We start from the raw sequence: 16,970 nt of genomic DNA, 5'->3' as shown, positions 1-16,970 counted from the left end.
CCGCCCCCACCACCGCCGGCGCGGCCGCCGTGCGCCACCGCCACGGCGTCGCCTTCCGGGACCTGCACGCCCGTACCGAGCCCTTCGTCGTCCCCAACCCCTGGGACGCGGGCACCGCCCGCATCCTCGCCGGCCTCGGTTTCACCGTCACCGCCCGCGCCGAGAACTGGCCCCGCCCGCGTGAGCGGCCGTCACCGGCCCCGGGCGGCGGCCCGCCCGCGCGGCGGCGGCGGCGAGCCGGCCGGCGGGTCCTGCGCCTGAAAGGGCCGGCCCGGCGCCCTCGGGCGCCCGGCCGGCCCTTTCCCGCAGGAGCCGGTGGGGAGGCGTCAGTCGGTGCCGGACTCCATCGCCGCGCGGTCCAGCATCACGTCGTCGTCCGAGACCTCGCCGCGGGAGGCGATGGCCTCGGCGCCGCCCTCCTGCAGGGTCCCGATCAGCCCGGTCGCGGCCGCCTGGGCGGCGCCGATGGCGGGGTGCCCGGTGCCGATCAGGCCGAGCGCGGCGTACTGCTCCAGCTTGGCCCGGGAGTCGGCGATGTCGAGGTTGCGCATGGTGAGCTGGCCGATCCGGTCCACCGGGCCGAACGCCGAGTCCTCGGTGCGCTCCATGGACAGCTTGTCCGGGTGGTAGCTGAACGCCGGGCCCGTGGTGTCGAGGATCGAGTAGTCCTCACCGCGCCGCAGCCGCAGCGTCACCTCGCCGGTGACGGCCGCGCCGACCCAGCGCTGCAGAGACTCGCGGACCATCAGCGCCTGCGGGTCCAGCCAGCGGCCCTCGTACATCAGCCGGCCCAGGCGCCGTCCCTCGTTGTGGTACTGCGCGAGGGTGTCCTCGTTGTGGATCGCGTTGACCAGCCGCTCGTACGCCGCGTGCAGCAGGGCCATGCCGGGGGCCTCGTAGATGCCGCGGCTCTTGGCCTCGATGATCCGGTTCTCGATCTGGTCCGACATGCCCAGGCCGTGGCGGCCGCCGATGGCGTTCGCCTCCATCACCAGGTCGACGGGGGAGGAGAACGCCTTCCCGTTGATCGTCACCGGGCGGCCCTGGTCGAAGCCGATCGTCACGTCCTCGGTGGCGATCTCGACCGACGGGTCCCAGAACCGCACGCCCATGATGGGCTCCACGGTCTCCACACCGGTGTTCAGGTGCTCCAGCGTCTTGGCCTCGTGGGTGGCGCCCCACAGGTTGGCGTCGGTGGAGTACGCCTTCTCCGTGCTGTCGCGGTAGGGCAGCTCGTGGGCCAGGAGCCACTCCGACATCTCCTTGCGGCCGCCGAGCTCGGTCACGAAGTCCGCGTCCAGCCAGGGCTTGTAGATCCGCAGGTGCGGGTTGGCGAGCAGCCCGTAGCGGTAGAACCGCTCGATGTCGTTGCCCTTGAACGTCGAGCCGTCGCCCCAGATCTGCACGTCGTCCTCGAGCATCGCCCGCACCAGGAGGGTGCCCGTGACGGCGCGGCCGAGCGGCGTGGTGTTGAAGTAGGCGCGACCGCCCGAGCGGACGTGGAACGCACCGCAGGCGAGGGCGGCCAGGCCCTCCTCCACCAGCGCCGCGCGGCAGTCGACCAGGCGCGCGATCTCGGCGCCGTACGCCTTCGCCCGGCCGGGCACCGAGGCGATGTCGGGCTCGTCGTACTGGCCGATGTCGGCGGTGTAGGTGCACGGGACGGCGCCCTTGTCGCGCATCCACGCGACCGCGACCGAGGTGTCGAGGCCGCCTGAGAAGGCGATGCCGACGCGCTCGCCGGCGGGAAGGGAGGTGAGGACCTTAGACATAGGAAGATTATGCATGACTGCGTATGTTCATGCAAAACCGGTCCGGTTTCCCGCGCGGCCGGACGCAAGAGAGCCCCGCGGCGCCACGGAGGCGGGCGGGGCGGGGGAGCGGTAAGGGGGAGGGTGGGCCGTACGCGCGCCCGGGGGGACGGGGCGTGCGCGTACGGCGCTCCACCGGGCGGGCCTGCGACAGGGGGGTTGTCGTGCCGGCCCGCTGACACCCGCGTTTCCCGTTTCCGCCGCGCCAAACGGGGTGCCGGACATCCGGCTGCCGCAGACTTTCCGGCCGCGTCGTGCTGCTGCGGCCCGACGGCCAGAGCCACTGCTCGTTCCCGCCGCCCGAAGAGGGGTGGGACGGACCGAAGGCGACCCGGCAACACCCCCGGGACCAGGTGCGGTTCGCCGGGGACACCCGCTTCGGCGGCGTGCCCGCCGCCTCCCCTTCCGCTACGTCCTGCGCTCCAAGCCCGGCAGACGCCCGGGTACGGCCGCGGAGGACGAGGCCGCCCGCCGCGCCGGCCTGATGCGCCGGCCCGGGCCCGGTGTGCCGGCCCGGACCCGGTCTGCGCCGGCCCGGTCGCGGGACCGCGGGGGGCCGTCAGCTCCCGCCGCCGAAGTCCCAGGCCTCGATGTCGCGGTAGCGGATGGGCCCCGGGCCGCGGCCGATGTTGCTGCCGACCAGGTGCAGGCGCGCGGCCTCCCACCGGCGGCCGGCGAACGCGGCGAGCCCCGCGGCGGCCTCCACCGCGCCGGACGGGTCGCCCCGGCGCGCCCGGGCCAGCGTCAGGTGGGGGCGCAGCGGCCGGTCCTCGAAGGCGATCCCGCACTCCTTGACCACGCCGCGCACCCCGGCGGCGAGCAGGTGCAGCCCCTCGACGTCCCCCTCGATCCCGCTCCACAGCACCCGCTCGTCGAAGTGCCCGCCGCCGCGCAGCGCCAGCCGTACGGGACGGCCCGCCGCCGCGAGGTCCGCGAGCGGCGCCCGCAGCAGCGGCACGGCTCCCGCCGGGAGCTCGCCGAGGAACGCCAGCGTGATGTGCCAGTCCTCGACGCGGTTCCACCGCAGCTGCGGGTACGCGTCGTAGGCGGGGCGCAGCGCCCGCACCAGCTCCTCCTTCGCGTCGTCGGGCGGGGCGAGCGCTATGAAGACGCGGACGGTCGCGGCCTGGGTCTCTTCGTTCACCAGGACTTCGTACCCTGCCCGGGCGGTCCCCGTCACCTCCGGCCCCGCTGCCCGGCCGGCCTGTCCACCCGGTGTGTCGCAGGTCACGGGAAGGCGGTGTGCGGTGCCGGACAGCTCATGGAGGTGAACACCCAATTGCGAACCCGGATACGGGCCGGGGATTCGAGCGCGTTCGCGGAGCTGTTCGACAGCCATGCCCGCGCGGTCTACAACCACGCCTTCCGACTGACCGCCGACTGGTCGACGGCCGAGGACGTGATGGCCGCGACGTTCATGGAGGCGTGGCGGCTGCGCGACCGGGTCGACCCCGAGGGCGGGTCCCTGCGGCCGTGGCTGCTGGGCATCGCCACCAACACCGCGCGCAACCAGTACCGGAGCAACCGGCGCTACCGGGCGGCGGCCCTCGCGGCCGCGGCGGCCGAGCTGTCGGTCCCCGACCACGCCGAGGAGGTGGCCCGGCGGGTCGACGACCGGCGCCGCCTCGCCCGCGCCCTGACCGCCCTCGCCTCGCTGCGCCGGACCGAGCGCGAGGTGGTGGCGCTGTGCCTGGGGGAGGGCCTGGACTACGAGTCCGCGGCGCGGGCGCTGGGGATCGCCGTCGGCACCGTCGGCTCCCGTCTGTCCCGGGCGCGCAGGAAGCTGCGCGCGCTCGCGGCGGACGGTGCGGACGGCCCGGACGCGACGGGCGGGGCGGCTGCCGCTGCCGGCGCCGGTGCGGCGCCGAAGAACGTACGCGGAAAACGGGAAGGCGCCGGCCCCGGGCGACAGACAAGGGGTGACCACACACCCGTGGTCCGGCCCGCGCAGGGAGGAAACCGATGAACGCGAACGCGAACACGCCCGGGCAGGGTCCGGCCGGACCGGACGAGAGCGCACAGCTCCTGTCCCGGACGGCGCGTGACCTGCCGGCGGGCCGCCACCAGTTCCACAAGGAGCGTCTGATGGCCCGGATCCAGCAGGAACAGCGTACGGAGACGACAACACCCGCCGGGGCGCGGCGTTTTCGGCTGCCGCGCCCGTCGATCACCCTGCCCCTGGCGGCCGCCGCCGTGGCCGGGGCGGTCGTGGTCGTACTGGCCCTGCCCGCCGGGGGGCCCGGCGCCCTCGCCACCGGACCGGCCATGACCACCCCGGTCGGCGTCGCGACCACCCAGGGCGTGCCGGAGCTCCTGGACCGGATCTCGCTGGCGGCGGCCGAGGGGCCCCGCCCCGCCGTCAGGCCCGGCCAGTACCTCTACATCGAGTCCCAGACCTCGGACACCTTCCTGAAGACGGTCGGCGACAAGACCACCCTGGCCAGCTACGCGCTGCACCGCCGCCAGAAGTGGAACTCCCCCGACGGCACCAGGGGCTGGCTGATCGACCCGGCCAGCAACCCCGGCTCCGGGGGAGAGACGCTGAGCCTGCCCGACGAGCACGGCCGGCCGCCGGTGGCCACCCTGAACACCCCGTCGTACGACTACCTGGACACGCTGACCACCGACCCCGACGAACTGCTCGCGAAGATCTACAGGGAGACCAAAGGGAAGGGGACCTCACCCGACCAGCAGGCCTTCACCACCATCGGCGACCTGCTGGGCGAGAGCTACCCGCCCGCGCAGCTGTACCCGGCCCTGTTCCGGGCCGCCGCGAAGATCCCCGGCGTCGTCGTCGTGCAGGGCGTGGTGGACGCGCTGGGCCGGCACGGCGTGGGCGTCGCCCGGCTGGACGGGAACAGCGGACAGCGGGAGGAGTGGATCTTCGACAGGACGACCCACGTCTTCCTCGGACGGCGCACCGTCCAGGTCGCCGCGGCCGCGGACGCCGGAGCGGGGGCCGTGATCCCGCCCGGCACGATCACCTTCACCAGCGCGATCACGCACCGGGCCGTCGTCGACGGCATCAGGCAGACCCCGTCGAACGGGGGCTGACGGACCCGCTGGCCCCGTGCCGGTCCGGGCCCCGTGCCGGTCCGGGCCCCGTGCCGGTCCGGGGTTCGGTCCGGCCCCGGTCCGGGCTCAGGCCGGGCTCGGCCCGGGCCCGGACCTGGCTCAGGCATTCAGGGCCCGGCCGACGACAGCCGACGACGGCCGGCGCGGGCCGGCGCGAGACGGCGCGGGGCGAGCCGGGAGGCCAGCGCGGAGACCCGGTTGCCGAGGCCCGCGACCACGCTCGGCGGGGTCGCGCCGCGTCCGATGGCGCGGCGGGCCGCGGAGACGACCCGACCCGCCGTGGCGAGCCTGCCCACGACCGCGCCCCGGCTGCCGACCCCGCCGAAGAACTCGGTGCCCGTCGGCCCGGGGGAGACGGCGAGCACGCGCAGCGCGGAGCTCCGGGTCTCACGAGGCCCTGGTCGCCCCGTAGAGCGCCATCGACGGGGTGGGCTGGCAGGCTGCGGTGCCGGCGAGGGTGACCAGCGCCCCCCGGCCGTCGGCGGCCAGGTCGGTCGGGGCCCTACTGGCCGAACTGGGCCGGTCCTACGTGGACTTCGCGGTCGGGCACACGGTGCTGCTGGACCTGATGTTCACCGCCGAACACGCCGACGACCCCAGCGCGGAGCCGCGCGACCTCGGCCACGAGAGCCTGCTGACCGTCGCCCGGCTGATCGCGGAAGGCCGGCAGACGGGCGACGTGCGCCCGGGCGATCCCGTCCGGCTCGCTCAGGTCGCCTCCTCGACCGTCCACGGCCTGGCGGACCCTCGCGGTCGCCCCGCTCATCGACGACACCCCGCTGCCCGAGGCGACGGAACTGGGCCTGGACGTCCTGCTGGCCGGCCTGCGGCCCGCAACCTGAACCCCGGCCCCGGCCCCGGAGCCGGGCGCCGAACCCCGCCGCGCCGCCCGCCGTACGGGCGTGCGGCGCAGGGAGGGCAGGGCGAAGCGGTGAGGGGGAGGGTAGACGTTACTCCCACGAGATGCCCCGTGGTGCGTTCTCGCCCCATTTCACGTTCCCGCCGGCGGATTCGCGCGAGACTTCTCCCCGCGGGCGAACCGCCCCGGGACCACCGGTGAGCCGTGGAGAGAAGGGACAGGACACGCGTGAGCGCATCCGCGAAGGCCGGCGCATTCCTCGTACGGGACGCCGACGACCCCGCCGCCGCCGCGGCGCCGCTGGACGTCGCGGTCATCGGCGAGTCGATCACGATCGTCCTCGCGCCGAGCGAGGGCCTGCCCCCCGCCGCCCTGCGCCGCCTGTGGTTCCTGTGGCTCAGCGGGCACCTGGGCCTGCTCATGCCGCTGGCCGCCCGGCCCGGACAGCGCCCGGACACCGCGACCCTGGAGGACACCCGGCGCGTCCTGGCCGACGGACTGCCCGACGACGGGCCCGCCGCGTACGTGCAGCTCCAGGAACTCGCCCGGACCTGCCGCTTCTTCCTGGGCCTGGCCACGGACCGGCCGACGCCCGCCCGGTGAGCGGCCGGGCCCGCGGCCGGGGCCCGCCCCGCGGGCGACCGCGGGGCGCCGCTCAGCCGGTCGGCGGCTGCGGGAGCGCCGTGAAGGTGGCCTCGGCGAACTCGGTGACCTCCGAGAACCCGAGCCTGCGGTAGAGGTCGACGGCCGTGGCGTTGTCCGCCCGCACGTTCAGCCCGATGTGGTCCACGTTCCTCCCGAGCCGCCGGCACAGCTCCGCGACACAGGCCCCGCCCGCGCCCTGCCCGCGCACCCCGGGGTGCGTGGCGACGTTCCCGATCGCGGCGACCCGGTAGGCGGCCGAGTAGACGTGCACGCCCGCGACGGCGACGAGCCGCCCGTCCTGCCGCGCGCCCACGTACTGGCCGGTGTCGAGCATCCGGTGGTCGAACCAGTTGCCCGGGTACGCCTGCTCGAACAGGGCCAGCAGCTCCGGCAGATCGCTCCGGTCCAGCGGGGCGGGCCGCCACGGGCCGTCCGGGTGCCGGGCGGCCCGGCCGGGGTCGGTGAGCGCCATCCGCACCAGGGTGCCGTGCGGCCTGACCGCGTACGCCGACTCCAGCACCTTGCCGGCCGCTCCGGTGAGGTGGCCGAAGAAGCGCCGGGGCAGGACCGGCAGCAGCGCCTCGGCCAGCTCCTCCAGCCCGGCGGCCTCCCCGGGGCGGGCGAAGGCGAGCAGGGTCGGGATGTCGCCGACCGCGTACAGCAGGGCGACCGGGCCGCCGTCCGACACCGTGTACCAACTGGTGTGCGGCCACAGCAGGTCGTCGAGGTCGCCGAGTTCCATCAGGTGCATCGCCGGGTCGCGCCCGAAGCGGTCGGCCAGGGCGGATCGGTCGTGAAGGCTGCGCAGGGTCACCCGCCCAGCCTACGGCGGCCCCGAACCGGCCCCGGACCGGCCCCGGCGGGCTCCGGGCGGTGCGTCCCGGCAGGCGTCCGGCCCGGCCGCTCCCGTTTGCCCCCTGCCGGACGGGTAGGGGGTGGGGGAGACGGTCACCCGGACCGAAGGAGGACGAGCACATGCCCGCAGAGCAGTGGCCCGAGCTGGTGGGACGCACGGCGGACGAGGCGGTCGCGGTGATCCGCCGCACCAACCCGGACATCGTCCAGGTCCCGGTCGTCGCGGACGGCTCCCTGGTGACGATGGACTTCCGGGAGGACCGCGTCCGCGTCTTCACCGACGCCGACGACCGCGTCACCCGGGCGCCGCGCATCGGCTGACCCCCGCCGCGCCCCGCCTGCCCCGCCGGTCAAGCAGCCTCCGCCTGAAGGCTGTTGACGCGGAGCAGACGCGCGTCACACTAGTCTGAGAACGAACTGGTCGGGTTCCGGGAGCAGAGAACGGGGATGGCTTTCGGATGGCCGGTACGGAGTCGATGGCCGGCTGGCTGCGCGGGGTGCTGCCCCTCGCCCTCGCCGGTGTGCTCGCCGAGGGCGACCGGCACGGCTACGCACTGGTCCAGGAGCTGGCCGCGCGGGGTTTCGGCACCGTCCGCGGCGGCGCGCTGTACCCGGTGCTCGGCCGGCTGGAGGCCGACGGGACGGTGGAGGCCCGGTGGGAACCGGGGGAGGGCGGGCCGGGCCGCAAGGTCTACCGGCTCACCGACGCCGGCCGGGCCCGGCTGCGGCAGGAGACCGCCGGCTGGCTGCAGTTCTCCGACGCCATGGCCCGACTCCTGTCCCCCCGCGCGGAGGAGACCCATGAGTGACCCCGCCACCCGGTGGAACGCGCGGGTCCGACTCGCCCTGGCCGCACGCTCGGTGGACGCCGCCACCACCGACACGGTGCTGGACGAGGTCGCGCAGCACTGCGCGGACAGCGGCGAGGACCCCCGAGGCCCGTCAGGGCCGCAGGCCCGCCCGCCTGACCGCGACCGCGGAGAGGTCGGCGATCACCTGCCGGTCCCCCCGGCGCCAGGCGCCGGCGAGGCCGCCCGCAGGGGCCGGGAGCGCGGCGAGGTCGCGCAGCGGGCCGGTGAGGGCGCGCAGGGCGAGCAGGTCGGTGCCCCCGGGCGCGTCGAGGAGGCGCCGGACGGTGGTGCTGCGCCGGATCCAGCGCAGCCGCGGAGGAAGCCACAGCAGCAGGACGACGGCCACCGGGACGACGATCAGGGCCGTGGTGGTGAGCGTGGCGACCTGGTCGACGGTGTGCTGGAGCGACTGCCCGGCGTCGGCGAACCCGGTACCGGCGTCGGCCGCGGACCGCAGCGGCTTCTCCAGGAGGCCGCCGACGAGCGGTACGTCCGAGGCCGCGTCACCGGCGTCGCCCAGTGCGGCGGCGAGGCTGTCACCCGACCTCTCGACCCTCCGCCCCGGCTCGGCCAGCAGCATGATCGCATCGCGGACGGCGAGGGCGAACCACACCGCGGCGGCCATCAGGACCAGGGCGATCAGGTCCCCGAGCACCTGGCGGTTGCGACGTGCGGGGGTCTGGGCGTACAGGCGCATCAGCGGGCTCCCGTTCGGGTCATGGCGTCGAGGAGGGCCGGGCGCCGCCGGGCGTGAGACCGGCGGCGCCCGGTCGACCGTACGTCCGACTCTTCCACCGGCCCCCGCGGGCAAACGTCCGCGACGCGAGGACCGGACGACGGACGGACGGCCACGGCGGCCGGCGGGCCGGGCGGGGATGCGGCCACGGCGGCCGGTGGGACCGGGCGGGGGCGCGGCCGAGCAAGCCCGGGACCACTACAGCCTGGCCGCCGTCCTCGACCAGTCCGGCCTCCCCGCCGACTGGACCCCGCCCACCCCCTGACACCACCCGCACCCCCCGACACCCGCCGCCGCGCCCGTCCCCCGGGCGCGGCGGCGGGCCGTGCCTCAGGTGCGCGGGGGGTGCGCGGCGGTGTCGAGGTAGAAGGCGTCGATGCTCTGCACGGCCTGCTCGAACTCCTCCAGGTTGACCGGCTTGGTCACGTAGGCGTTGGCGTGGCTGCTGTACGCGCCCGCGACGTCGTCCGGCGCCGCGGACGTGGTGAGCACGACCACCGGGATGGTTTGCAGGCTCTCGTCGCTCTTGAGGACCTTGAGCAGGTCCCGCCCGCTCATCCGCGGCATGTTGAGGTCGAGCACGATCAGGTCGGGGCGCACGCTCCCGGGGGCGCGCAGGTGCTCCAGCGCGGCGACTCCGTCGGTGACCTGGACCAGGTTGCGGGCCCCGCGCTCGGAGAGGGCCTCCTCGATGAGCATGGCGTCGGCGATGTCGTCCTCGACCAGCAGGACGTCGAAGGGCCGGGCGGGCTCGGTCGTCATCGGGTGCTCCGCGGGTGCTTCGTCGGTGTGGTTGAACAGCCCCGGCCACCGCTGCCGGGCACCCTGACGGGTCATCCCGCAGGCGGCGCCGATCTGCGGATACCCCGCGCCCGCACGGGCCGCGGCCCCGGCCGCGTCCCGCTGGAGCCGCTCGGCGGCCTGCTGGAGCTGGTCCAGCACGTGGAGCAGGGACAGGGCCGCCGCGGGATCGTTCGCGGAGGGCTGCGCGGGGTCTTCGAGCAACTCGAGGGCAAGGCGCCGCGCGAGACTGCCGACCGCCGCGTCCGCGACCGCGGCCGTCTGCGGCGGGGTGGTCCGCAATACGAAGTTCTTGCCAGGCATACCCGCACCTTAGGCCCATGACCCGCCCACGACAACAAGGGTTGTCGCCACCCCTTGAGAGTGAGCGCTGCGCCGTCCTGAAGACGGCCGTCACAGCGGAGGGGCTCAGACGATGACCGGCGGCGAAAGACGGCCCCGCACGCGGCAGCCCTCCTTTTGGACGACCCGGCGCCGGCCGGGAGTGGCCCTGGCCCTCACCGTACTGGCCCTCCCCGCGGCCACCGGCCCGTCCGCCCTACGCGGAAGCGACCAGGCCCGGCACGGAACCCGCGCCGTGACCACGACCACGACCACCGCCCCCGCCGCCGGCCCGCCCGGCCCGCTGTACCGCATCCTCCTCGTCGAGGACGACCGGGGCGACGCCCTGCTCGTCGACGAGCTCCTCCACGACACCGGCCTGCGCTTCGAACTCACCACCCGCACCAGCCTCGCCGACGCCCGCACCGAACTCACCACCCGCGCGATCGACTGCGTCCTGCTCGACCTGCACCTGCCGGACGTCCACCTCGCCGGCCGCCACGACCCCCTCCTCACCACACGGGAGGGCACCCGCGAAGTGCCCGCCGCACACGGGATCGCACACGGGATCGCCCTCGGCATCGTCCCGGGACGACCTGCCGGGCCCGCCACGGAGATACCGCTCCCGCCGGCCGGAGCCCTGACCCTCTACACCGACGGCTCACCGAGGGGTTCAACGGCAACGGCACCGGCCGCCTCGGAGTCGAAGGGCTCCTCGCCCTGATCGAGCGGCTCCCGCAGACCGACCCCGCCGCCCACACCGACAGCCTCATCGAGGAAGCCCACGCCCTGAACGCCGGCCGCCACTCCGACGACCTCGCCGTACTGCGCCTGGACTGGAACCACCACTCACCCTGAGCGCGCCCCGCTCCTGAGGGGGCCGCACCGGATCGGGCGGCTTCCCTGTTCCGGGCGGGGCCGGGCCGCGTTTCGCCCGGAGTCCGCAGGTGGGACTCGCCCCCGGAGAACGCCGTGCGTACGGACACCGCACGCTCCATGCACGCTGAATGTGCGTTCCGTTGGATAGTGTGCGAGGCAGGAGGTCTCCATGTCCAAGCTGTTCGACGCGGTCGACGCGCTGGTCGCATCCCGCTCGCCCCTGCCGCCGCCGGCGGAGCGCAAGCGCCTGCGGGCCGCGCACGGCCTGACGATCGACGAGGTGGCCACCGCACTGGGCGTGCGCCGGGCCACGGTCAGCGCCTGGGAGTCCGGCCGGACCGAGCCCCGCCCGCCGGAGCGCGAGGCGTACGCGCGGCTGCTGCGGCAGCTCGCCGAGCTCTACCCCGTCCCGGCCGCCGAACCCGAACCCGCCCCGTCCGCCGATCCGGTACCGGCCGCCAAACCCGAACCCGCCCCCGCCCCGGCGGAAGCGGCGACACGCACGCCCGAACCCGCCCCCGCCCCGGCGGAAGCGGCGACACGCACGCCGGAGCCCGAGCGTGCCCCCGCCCCCGCCCCCGCCCCCGCCCCGGCCCCCGCCGCCAAGCCGTCGTCGAGGCCGCAACGCCCGGGCCCGGGCGCGCGGGGGGCGGCCCCGGCCGCCGCGCCGGAGGCGTCCGAGCAGCGGTTCGACAACGGGCCGCTCGCGGTCGTCGACGTCGAGGACGGCCGGGTCGTAGCGCACTGCACCGGCGGACAGGTCCTGGAGGTCCCCGCCGCGTCCCTTCCGGCCCTGGTGGAATGGACCCTCGGCCTGGCCCGGCTCGGGCATCCGAAGCTCTCCGGGCCGGGCAGGCCGGCCGACCCGCTCCTCGTGCTCACCGGGGCCGCGCTGGAGCGCTACGGCCTGCCCACCACCCTCACCGAGGAGGAACGGCACGCCGGGCGGATCCCGGAGGACCACAAGGCCGTCAGGCAACTGGCCCGCGCGCAGTGGCAGCTGACGAAGCGCGGGCTCGGCCCGTGGGCGCGGATCTACCGCCCCGCGACCGGCTCGGAGCGGGCCTGCGTCCAGCTGTGCATCCCCTCCTGGCAGGCCCTCGACACCCGCCACTGGGGCGCCGCCGCTCAGCTCCCGCCCGCGGAACTGGCCCGGGTCCTGGGCGTGTACGCGTCCCGGGTGACGACCCCGCGCGGCTCCACCGCCGTCACCGGCCTGGAGCTGATGACCGCCCTGGTCCCGCCGACCCGCGCCACCGAACCCGACGCCGACGGCAAGCGGCACTCCGAGCACAACCCCGGCTCCCTGGGGAAGGACCCCGTCGACTGCGCGCCCTGCGAGGCCCCCGACGGACACCCCCTCCTGGCGGACCTGCCCCGCTTCCACGTCCGCGGCCCCGCCGAGAAGCTCTTCGAGGAGGCGTACGACTGGGCCCGCCCGCTCACCGACGCCGAGTGCATGCGCTCCCACCTGGTCGGCATCGACGTGAACATGGCCTTCGCCGCCGGAGCGAACAGCCTGCTCGTCGGCCTCGACGCCCCCCGGCACGTCACCGCGCCGACGTTCGACCCGAAACTGCCCGGCTCCTGGCTGGTCGACCTCTCCCACGTCGACCTGTCGAAGGTGAAGCAGGGCAGGGACACGTGGGTGGAGCTGGACGGCAGCCTGCTCCCGAGCCCGTTCACACCGAAGGGCGACCACCCGACCGGCCCGGCCTGGTACGCGACACCGACCGTCGCGTACGCGGTGGAGCTCGGCTACGACGTCGCACCCTCCGAGGCGTACGTCCACCACGACAACGGCCGCTACCTGGACGACTGGTACAACCGCCTGCGCGACGCCTACCTCGCCACGATGGCCGACCTCGGCGTCGGCGCAGACCTGCCGCCGGAGGAGTTCCTGGCGGCGATGGACGGCTACCGCGACCGCGACCCCGAGCTGGCGATCGTCGTCTCGGCGGTGAAGGCCACGGTCAAGGGCGGCCTGGGCAAGCTCCGCGAGCGCCCCCGCGGCGAGGACTGGCGGCCCGGCCGGCCCTGGCGGGCACTGTCCCGGCCCACCTGGCGGCCCGACATCCGCGCGGCGGTCATCTCCCGCACCCGGACCAACATGCACCGCAAGATCGTCAAGCACGCCGCGTCCACCGGGCAGTACCCGGTCGCGATCCTCTCCGACTGCGCCGTCTACTCCTCCGACGGCCCGTCCCCGCTGGACTTCCTGCCCTACCGGGACGGGAAGCCGCTGCCGGGCGGCTTCAAACTCGGAGTGAACCCCGGCCTGGTCAAGCACGAGGGCACCCAGAGCGTCCTGTGGGGCGAGGGCGTACGCGAACGGTTCCAGGCCCCGGACCTCAACCTCGCCCGCTACATCAAGGACGGCGCCGTCACCGACCACGACAACGGAGAGTAGGGACAGCCGCGATGAGCAGGTTCGGGGACGGCCTCGACCAGGCGGTGCAGCAGGCCTTCACCCGCCCGGCACCGAAGACGGCCGGCGCGCAGATGCGGTACCTGGTCAGGCAGCTGGGGGGCACCCGCGCGGCCGCCGGGATGCTGCGGGTCTCCCAGCGCACCGTCGAGCGGTACGTGAAGGGCCAGATCAAGAAGCCCCGCCGGGACCTCGCCGCGCGCATGCAGCGCGAGGTGAAGGCGCGGTGGCAGCCGCAGGTCCGGGCGAAGGCGAGGGCGAGGGCGGCCACGACCGACGGGATCGTCATCGACTTCCGCGCCCGCCTGGGCTACGACGCCCCGGTCGCAACGACGGACGAGAGCCGGATCCGGCACCTGACCGTCGCCCTGCCGCCCCGGCACGCCGCCCGCCTCTTCGACGCCCGCGCGCGGGGCGCCACCGACGCCGACCTCCAGCAGATCGCCGCCGAAGCCCTCAGGGAGACCTACTTCCAGGACGGCGGCCGCCGCGCCGGCTCCCTCGAAGAAGTCCGCTTCACCGACATCGAACACCTCGAATTCGGCCTGTAGCCGCACCGGCGCCGTCAGGAGGGGGGTTTGACCGCGCCGGACAGGCCGTGACCGACCTGATCCGGGCCGGCCAGGCAGACGGGGACATCCACACCCCGGAGGATCACCCCCGGCGGGAAGCCGCGGCTGCCGAAGGCCGGCGACGTGACCGCGCAGTGGTCGCGCACGCTGCCGGCCGGAGCCTGCCCCCCCCCGCCGCATCCACCTCCCGGCGCAGGAGACAGCACACAGCCCTCCTGCTCAAGTCGCAGTGCCGCGCACCGCAATTCATCATCAGGGCGCACGGGCCGGCGACCGGACACCGCGATGATTTCGTTCATGGATCAAGAACTCGGCACCCTCGTCCAGCAGACCGCCGACCGGCTGGCCGACCGCCGCGTCGGCGTGGTGGTGGCCGCCCTCGCGGGAGACCACGTAGAGATCAAAGGTGCCGGCAGCACCGGCACGGACCACGCTCGTGTACCGGGGCCCGACACCCTCTTCGAGATCGGGTCGGTGACCAAGGCGTTCACCTCCCTGGCCCTGGCCCGGATGGCCGTGACCGGCGAAGCAGACCTGGACGAACCGCTGAGCGACCTGCTGCCCGACGGGACGGCCGTCCCGTCACGCGGCGGCGAGCGGATCACCCTGCGCCACCTCGGCACCCACACCTCCGGCCTGCCCCGGCTGCCCAGGGGCATGCTGCTCCAGGCCCTGCTGCGCCCCGCCAAGCCGGACCCGTACGCCCACTGCAGCTCCGAGTGGCTCCTGTCGGGGCTGGCCCGGACCCGCCTGGGAGCCGCACCGGGCGCCAGGTTCCGCTACTCCAACCTGGGAAGCGGACTGCTGGGACTGGCCCTGGCCCACCGGGCCGGCACCGACTACGAAACCCTCGTCACCCGGACGATCCTGACCCCCCTGGGCATGGGGGACACCGTGGTGGGCGTGGACGCCGCACGCGCGCAACGCACCGCCCAAGGCCACGACCGCCGCGGCCGGCCCACCCCTGCCTGGAACCTCGCCGACCTGACCGGAGCCGGCGGCCTGCGGTCCACCGCGGCCGACCTGGCGGCCTTCGTACGGGCCCAGATCGACGGCGGCCCCGAGCCCCTCGCGGACGCGATCCGCCTGAGCCGGGACGTCGAGTACCGCAAGAGCCCCTTCGCCTGGGTCCACCTCGGCTGGATGGCCCACCGCCTCCACCCCCGCCAGGGCGCCCACCTCCAGATCTGGCACAACGGCGGCACCGGCGGGTTCTCCTCCTTCGTCGCCTTCGACCCGGAGAAGCGGCTGGGGGTCATCGCCCTCGGCAATACCCCGCGCCCGGTCGACCGCCCCGCCTTCGACCTCCTGCGCACCCTGCAGACACGGCACACGGCCGTGCCGCACTGACCCCGGGCGGGGCAGGGGGCGTCAGTGGCTGCGGCGCCCGGCCACGAGCCGGTACAGCAGGAGCAGGATGACCGAGCCCGCGACGGCCGCGATCCAGGTGGACAGGTGGAAGAAGCCGTTGATCGATTCGACTCCGAAGATGACCTTGCCGAGCCAGCCGCCGAGCAGGCCGCCGGCGATGCCGATCAGCATGGTGATCAGGCAGCCGCCGGGGTCGCGGCCGGGGGTGATCGCTTTGGCGATGGCGCCGGCCAGCAGTCCGATCAGGATCCAGGCGATGATTCCCATGGCGCGTCCCCTCAGCCCTTCAGCTCGGCCAGCAGTGCCGTGCAGAACGCGGGCAGGTCGCCCGGGTTCCGGCTGGTGATCAGCGCGGAGGGCGCCGCCGTGCAGACGTGGACCTCCTCGTCCACCCGGAGCGCGTCGGGGTTGGCCACGCCGCCGGGCAGGACCAGGGCGTCGAAGTCCTCGGCCTTCGCCTCGCCCACGGTGAGGTCGACGGGGAACGTGTCGGCCTTGTCCAGGCGGTCGAAGGCCTGGACCCGGCCCGGCTCGGGGGAGATCAGGGAGGGGTGGCCCCCGGCCCGGGAGACGGCCTGCCACGGTTCGGTCAGTTCGACCTGTTCGATGCCCTCGGTGGCCACGAGGAACGCCACACGCATGAAATGTCTCCTTCGAAAGGGAAAGTCGCGATCTGTCTATCGACTGTCCCACGATCAAAAGATGAAACATCGGACATACGGGCCGAGCGAGGACCCAGGTTTGCCGAGGATCCGGAGGGGCCGAGGACCCGGGTTCGCCCCCGTGGTCAGGAGACGGCGTACCACTGGCTGGCCCAGCCGGTGTTGATGGTGCTCACGGACTGTGCGGCCAGGTCCACCTGGGACGGCAGCGAGGTCTGGCCCGTCAGGATGGTGCTGTAACGGAGCTTCGGCGGCGTCAGCCCGGCGTTGACCGAGATGCCGGCGCCCGTGGACTTCAGGGTGAGCGCGTTGGTGGCCCAACTGCCGTTGAGGAGCAGGGCGATGAAGTAGGTTCCGGGCGCGGCCGTGAACGGCTTCTCCAGGGCCAGGGGCTTGGCGATGGCATCGGTCATCAGCTGGGACGAGATGTCGGGGGTGGTCCCGAGCAGGGCGCCGCCCTCGCTGTACACACCGAGGCGGCAGTTGGCGAGCTGGGCGTTGGGGTCGATGCCGGCCAGGCCCAGCCAGACGTTCGACCAGGTGATCCGCTCGCGCAGGACGATCCGCACCAGGGTGATCCGCCCGCCGACCCCCGCGGCCGACTGGGCCGTGACGTGACCCGCGTCGTTGGGGTCTCCGGTCCAGGCCAGCAGGTTCTGGTCCTGCGGCCGCGGCCCCTCGAAGCCGCCACCGGCCCCCGCCCCGGACGCGGAGCCCTGTGCGGGCGCGGGCGCGGAAGCCGTGGACGCCTCGGTCCCGTGCCGGTCCCCGGCCGGAGCGCCGGTGCAGCCGGCCAGGACGAGGAACGCCACGAGCGCGGCGCCGAAGCCGGTCACGACGGTATCGGTGCGGGTACGGGTACGGGTGCGCATGGTCCCCCCATGTGGTGCGGATGATCGACGGACATGGTCACACGGGCCGTACGGCACCCGTACGGCAGGCCTCCACGCACGGCCCCGCGACACCGACGCCGACACCGCACACCGGACGCCGCCGGCGGCGACCGGCCGCCGGAAGCTGCCCCTTCGGCCGGCCCATGCTGCCCGGCAGGACCTGGCACCGGCGGTTCACCGCAACGTATCCAGGGGGGAGTCGCCGAACCCA

At 74.8% G+C, this 16,970-nt stretch carries 19 protein-coding genes; 10 read left to right on the top strand and 9 right to left on the bottom strand.

Annotated elements, in window-relative coordinates; genetic code table 11:
- Positions 1 to 326: 326 nt before the first annotated feature.
- Both argG and thpR read right to left on the bottom strand, forming a co-directional pair.
- The gene (argG, locus tag ACFWTC_RS25855) at positions 327 to 1,772 is read right to left on the bottom strand and encodes an argininosuccinate synthase (RefSeq protein WP_384028577.1); all 1,446 of its coding nucleotides are present in this window, start codon (positions 1,770 to 1,772) and stop codon (positions 327 to 329) included.
- 598 nt (positions 1,773 to 2,370) lie between these two features.
- On the bottom strand, positions 2,371 to 2,955 hold the full coding sequence (thpR, locus tag ACFWTC_RS25850) for an RNA 2',3'-cyclic phosphodiesterase (RefSeq protein ID WP_383928779.1): 585 nt from the start codon (positions 2,953 to 2,955) through the stop codon (positions 2,371 to 2,373).
- Positions 2,956 to 3,072: 117 nt separating this feature from the next.
- Between thpR and ACFWTC_RS25845 the strand changes: the two genes are divergently transcribed.
- Both ACFWTC_RS25845 and ACFWTC_RS25840 read left to right on the top strand, forming a co-directional pair.
- The gene (locus ACFWTC_RS25845) at positions 3,073 to 3,777 is read left to right on the top strand and encodes an RNA polymerase sigma factor (RefSeq protein WP_383928781.1); all 705 of its coding nucleotides are present in this window, start codon (positions 3,073 to 3,075) and stop codon (positions 3,775 to 3,777) included.
- The gene (locus ACFWTC_RS25840; RefSeq protein ID WP_383928784.1) at positions 3,774 to 4,865 is read left to right on the top strand and encodes a CU044_5270 family protein; all 1,092 of its coding nucleotides are present in this window, start codon (positions 3,774 to 3,776) and stop codon (positions 4,863 to 4,865) included. Before ACFWTC_RS25845 ends, ACFWTC_RS25840 begins: the two co-directional genes overlap by 4 nt.
- Positions 4,866 to 4,993: 128 nt before the next feature.
- Here ACFWTC_RS25840 and ACFWTC_RS25835 read toward each other — a convergent pair whose 3' ends face one another.
- On the bottom strand, positions 4,994 to 5,251 hold the full coding sequence (locus ACFWTC_RS25835) for a hypothetical protein (RefSeq protein ID WP_383928786.1): 258 nt from the start codon (positions 5,249 to 5,251) through the stop codon (positions 4,994 to 4,996).
- 62 nt (positions 5,252 to 5,313) lie between these two features.
- Here ACFWTC_RS25835 and ACFWTC_RS25830 point away from each other — a divergent pair, with 62 nt between their 5' ends.
- Together ACFWTC_RS25830 and ACFWTC_RS25825 are read left to right on the top strand one after the other, a co-directional pair.
- A complete protein-coding gene (locus ACFWTC_RS25830; RefSeq protein ID WP_384074655.1) occupies positions 5,314 to 5,946 on the top strand; it encodes a TetR-like C-terminal domain-containing protein in 633 nt (210 codons plus the stop codon).
- 27 nt (positions 5,947 to 5,973) lie between these two features.
- Positions 5,974 to 6,348: a DUF6415 family natural product biosynthesis protein gene (locus tag ACFWTC_RS25825; protein ID WP_383928789.1), complete on the top strand. Its 375-nt coding sequence runs from the start codon at positions 5,974 to 5,976 to the stop codon at positions 6,346 to 6,348.
- A 52-nt stretch (positions 6,349 to 6,400) separates the two neighbouring features.
- On the opposite strand, the gene ACFWTC_RS25820 is transcribed toward ACFWTC_RS25825, so the two are convergent.
- Complete coding sequence (locus ACFWTC_RS25820; protein WP_384028579.1) at positions 6,401 to 7,204, bottom strand: GNAT family N-acetyltransferase; 804 nt, start codon at positions 7,202 to 7,204, stop codon at positions 6,401 to 6,403.
- A 161-nt stretch (positions 7,205 to 7,365) separates the two neighbouring features.
- Here ACFWTC_RS25820 and ACFWTC_RS25815 point away from each other — a divergent pair, with 161 nt between their 5' ends.
- Positions 7,366 to 7,566 (top strand): serine protease inhibitor, encoded by a 201-nt coding sequence (locus ACFWTC_RS25815; RefSeq protein ID WP_383928793.1) that lies wholly within the window; start codon positions 7,366 to 7,368, stop codon positions 7,564 to 7,566.
- Positions 7,567 to 7,703: 137 nt separating this feature from the next.
- On the top strand, positions 7,704 to 8,054 hold the full coding sequence (locus ACFWTC_RS25810) for a PadR family transcriptional regulator (RefSeq protein ID WP_383928795.1): 351 nt from the start codon (positions 7,704 to 7,706) through the stop codon (positions 8,052 to 8,054).
- A gap of 133 nt (positions 8,055 to 8,187) precedes the next feature.
- Here the strand turns inward: ACFWTC_RS25810 and ACFWTC_RS25805 are convergent, their stop codons facing one another.
- Positions 8,188 to 8,793, bottom strand: a complete 606-nt coding sequence (locus ACFWTC_RS25805; RefSeq protein ID WP_383928798.1) for a hypothetical protein — start codon at positions 8,791 to 8,793, stop codon at positions 8,188 to 8,190.
- Between the two features lie 369 nt (positions 8,794 to 9,162).
- Positions 9,163 to 9,936, bottom strand: a complete 774-nt coding sequence (locus ACFWTC_RS25800; RefSeq protein WP_384028581.1) for a response regulator — start codon at positions 9,934 to 9,936, stop codon at positions 9,163 to 9,165.
- Between the two features lie 274 nt (positions 9,937 to 10,210).
- Between ACFWTC_RS25800 and ACFWTC_RS25795 the strand changes: the two genes are divergently transcribed.
- From ACFWTC_RS25795 to ACFWTC_RS25780, 4 genes are all read left to right on the top strand, one after another.
- Positions 10,211 to 10,678 (top strand): hypothetical protein, encoded by a 468-nt coding sequence (locus ACFWTC_RS25795; RefSeq protein ID WP_384028583.1) that lies wholly within the window; start codon positions 10,211 to 10,213, stop codon positions 10,676 to 10,678.
- Between the two features lie 324 nt (positions 10,679 to 11,002).
- Positions 11,003 to 13,243, top strand: coding sequence for a telomere-associated protein Tap (gene tap, locus ACFWTC_RS25790; RefSeq protein WP_384028585.1), 2,241 nt, complete (start codon positions 11,003 to 11,005; stop codon positions 13,241 to 13,243).
- A gap of 11 nt (positions 13,244 to 13,254) precedes the next feature.
- The gene (gene tpg, locus ACFWTC_RS25785) at positions 13,255 to 13,812 is read left to right on the top strand and encodes a telomere-protecting terminal protein Tpg (protein WP_383926527.1); all 558 of its coding nucleotides are present in this window, start codon (positions 13,255 to 13,257) and stop codon (positions 13,810 to 13,812) included.
- A 318-nt stretch (positions 13,813 to 14,130) separates the two neighbouring features.
- A complete protein-coding gene (locus ACFWTC_RS25780; protein WP_384028587.1) occupies positions 14,131 to 15,183 on the top strand; it encodes a serine hydrolase domain-containing protein in 1,053 nt (350 codons plus the stop codon).
- Positions 15,184 to 15,204: 21 nt separating this feature from the next.
- On the opposite strand, the gene ACFWTC_RS25775 is transcribed toward ACFWTC_RS25780, so the two are convergent.
- The 3 genes from ACFWTC_RS25775 to ACFWTC_RS25765 all read right to left on the bottom strand — a co-directional run bounded on the left by ACFWTC_RS25775 (position 15,205) and on the right by ACFWTC_RS25765 (position 16,738).
- Complete coding sequence (locus ACFWTC_RS25775; RefSeq protein ID WP_383926533.1) at positions 15,205 to 15,471, bottom strand: GlsB/YeaQ/YmgE family stress response membrane protein; 267 nt, start codon at positions 15,469 to 15,471, stop codon at positions 15,205 to 15,207.
- 11 nt (positions 15,472 to 15,482) lie between these two features.
- Complete coding sequence (locus ACFWTC_RS25770) at positions 15,483 to 15,845, bottom strand: DJ-1/PfpI family protein (protein WP_384028589.1); 363 nt, start codon at positions 15,843 to 15,845, stop codon at positions 15,483 to 15,485.
- Between the two features lie 146 nt (positions 15,846 to 15,991).
- Entirely contained in the window at positions 15,992 to 16,738 is a 747-nt protein-coding gene (locus ACFWTC_RS25765) for a hypothetical protein (RefSeq protein WP_383926540.1), read from the bottom strand.
- Positions 16,739 to 16,970: the final 232 nt, after the last annotated feature.

It is taken from the genome of Streptomyces sp. NPDC058619 (assembly GCF_042717785.1).
GTDB lineage: Bacteria > Actinomycetota > Actinomycetes > Streptomycetales > Streptomycetaceae > Streptomyces.
This window is presented reverse-complemented; position numbering and strand designations above follow the sequence as displayed.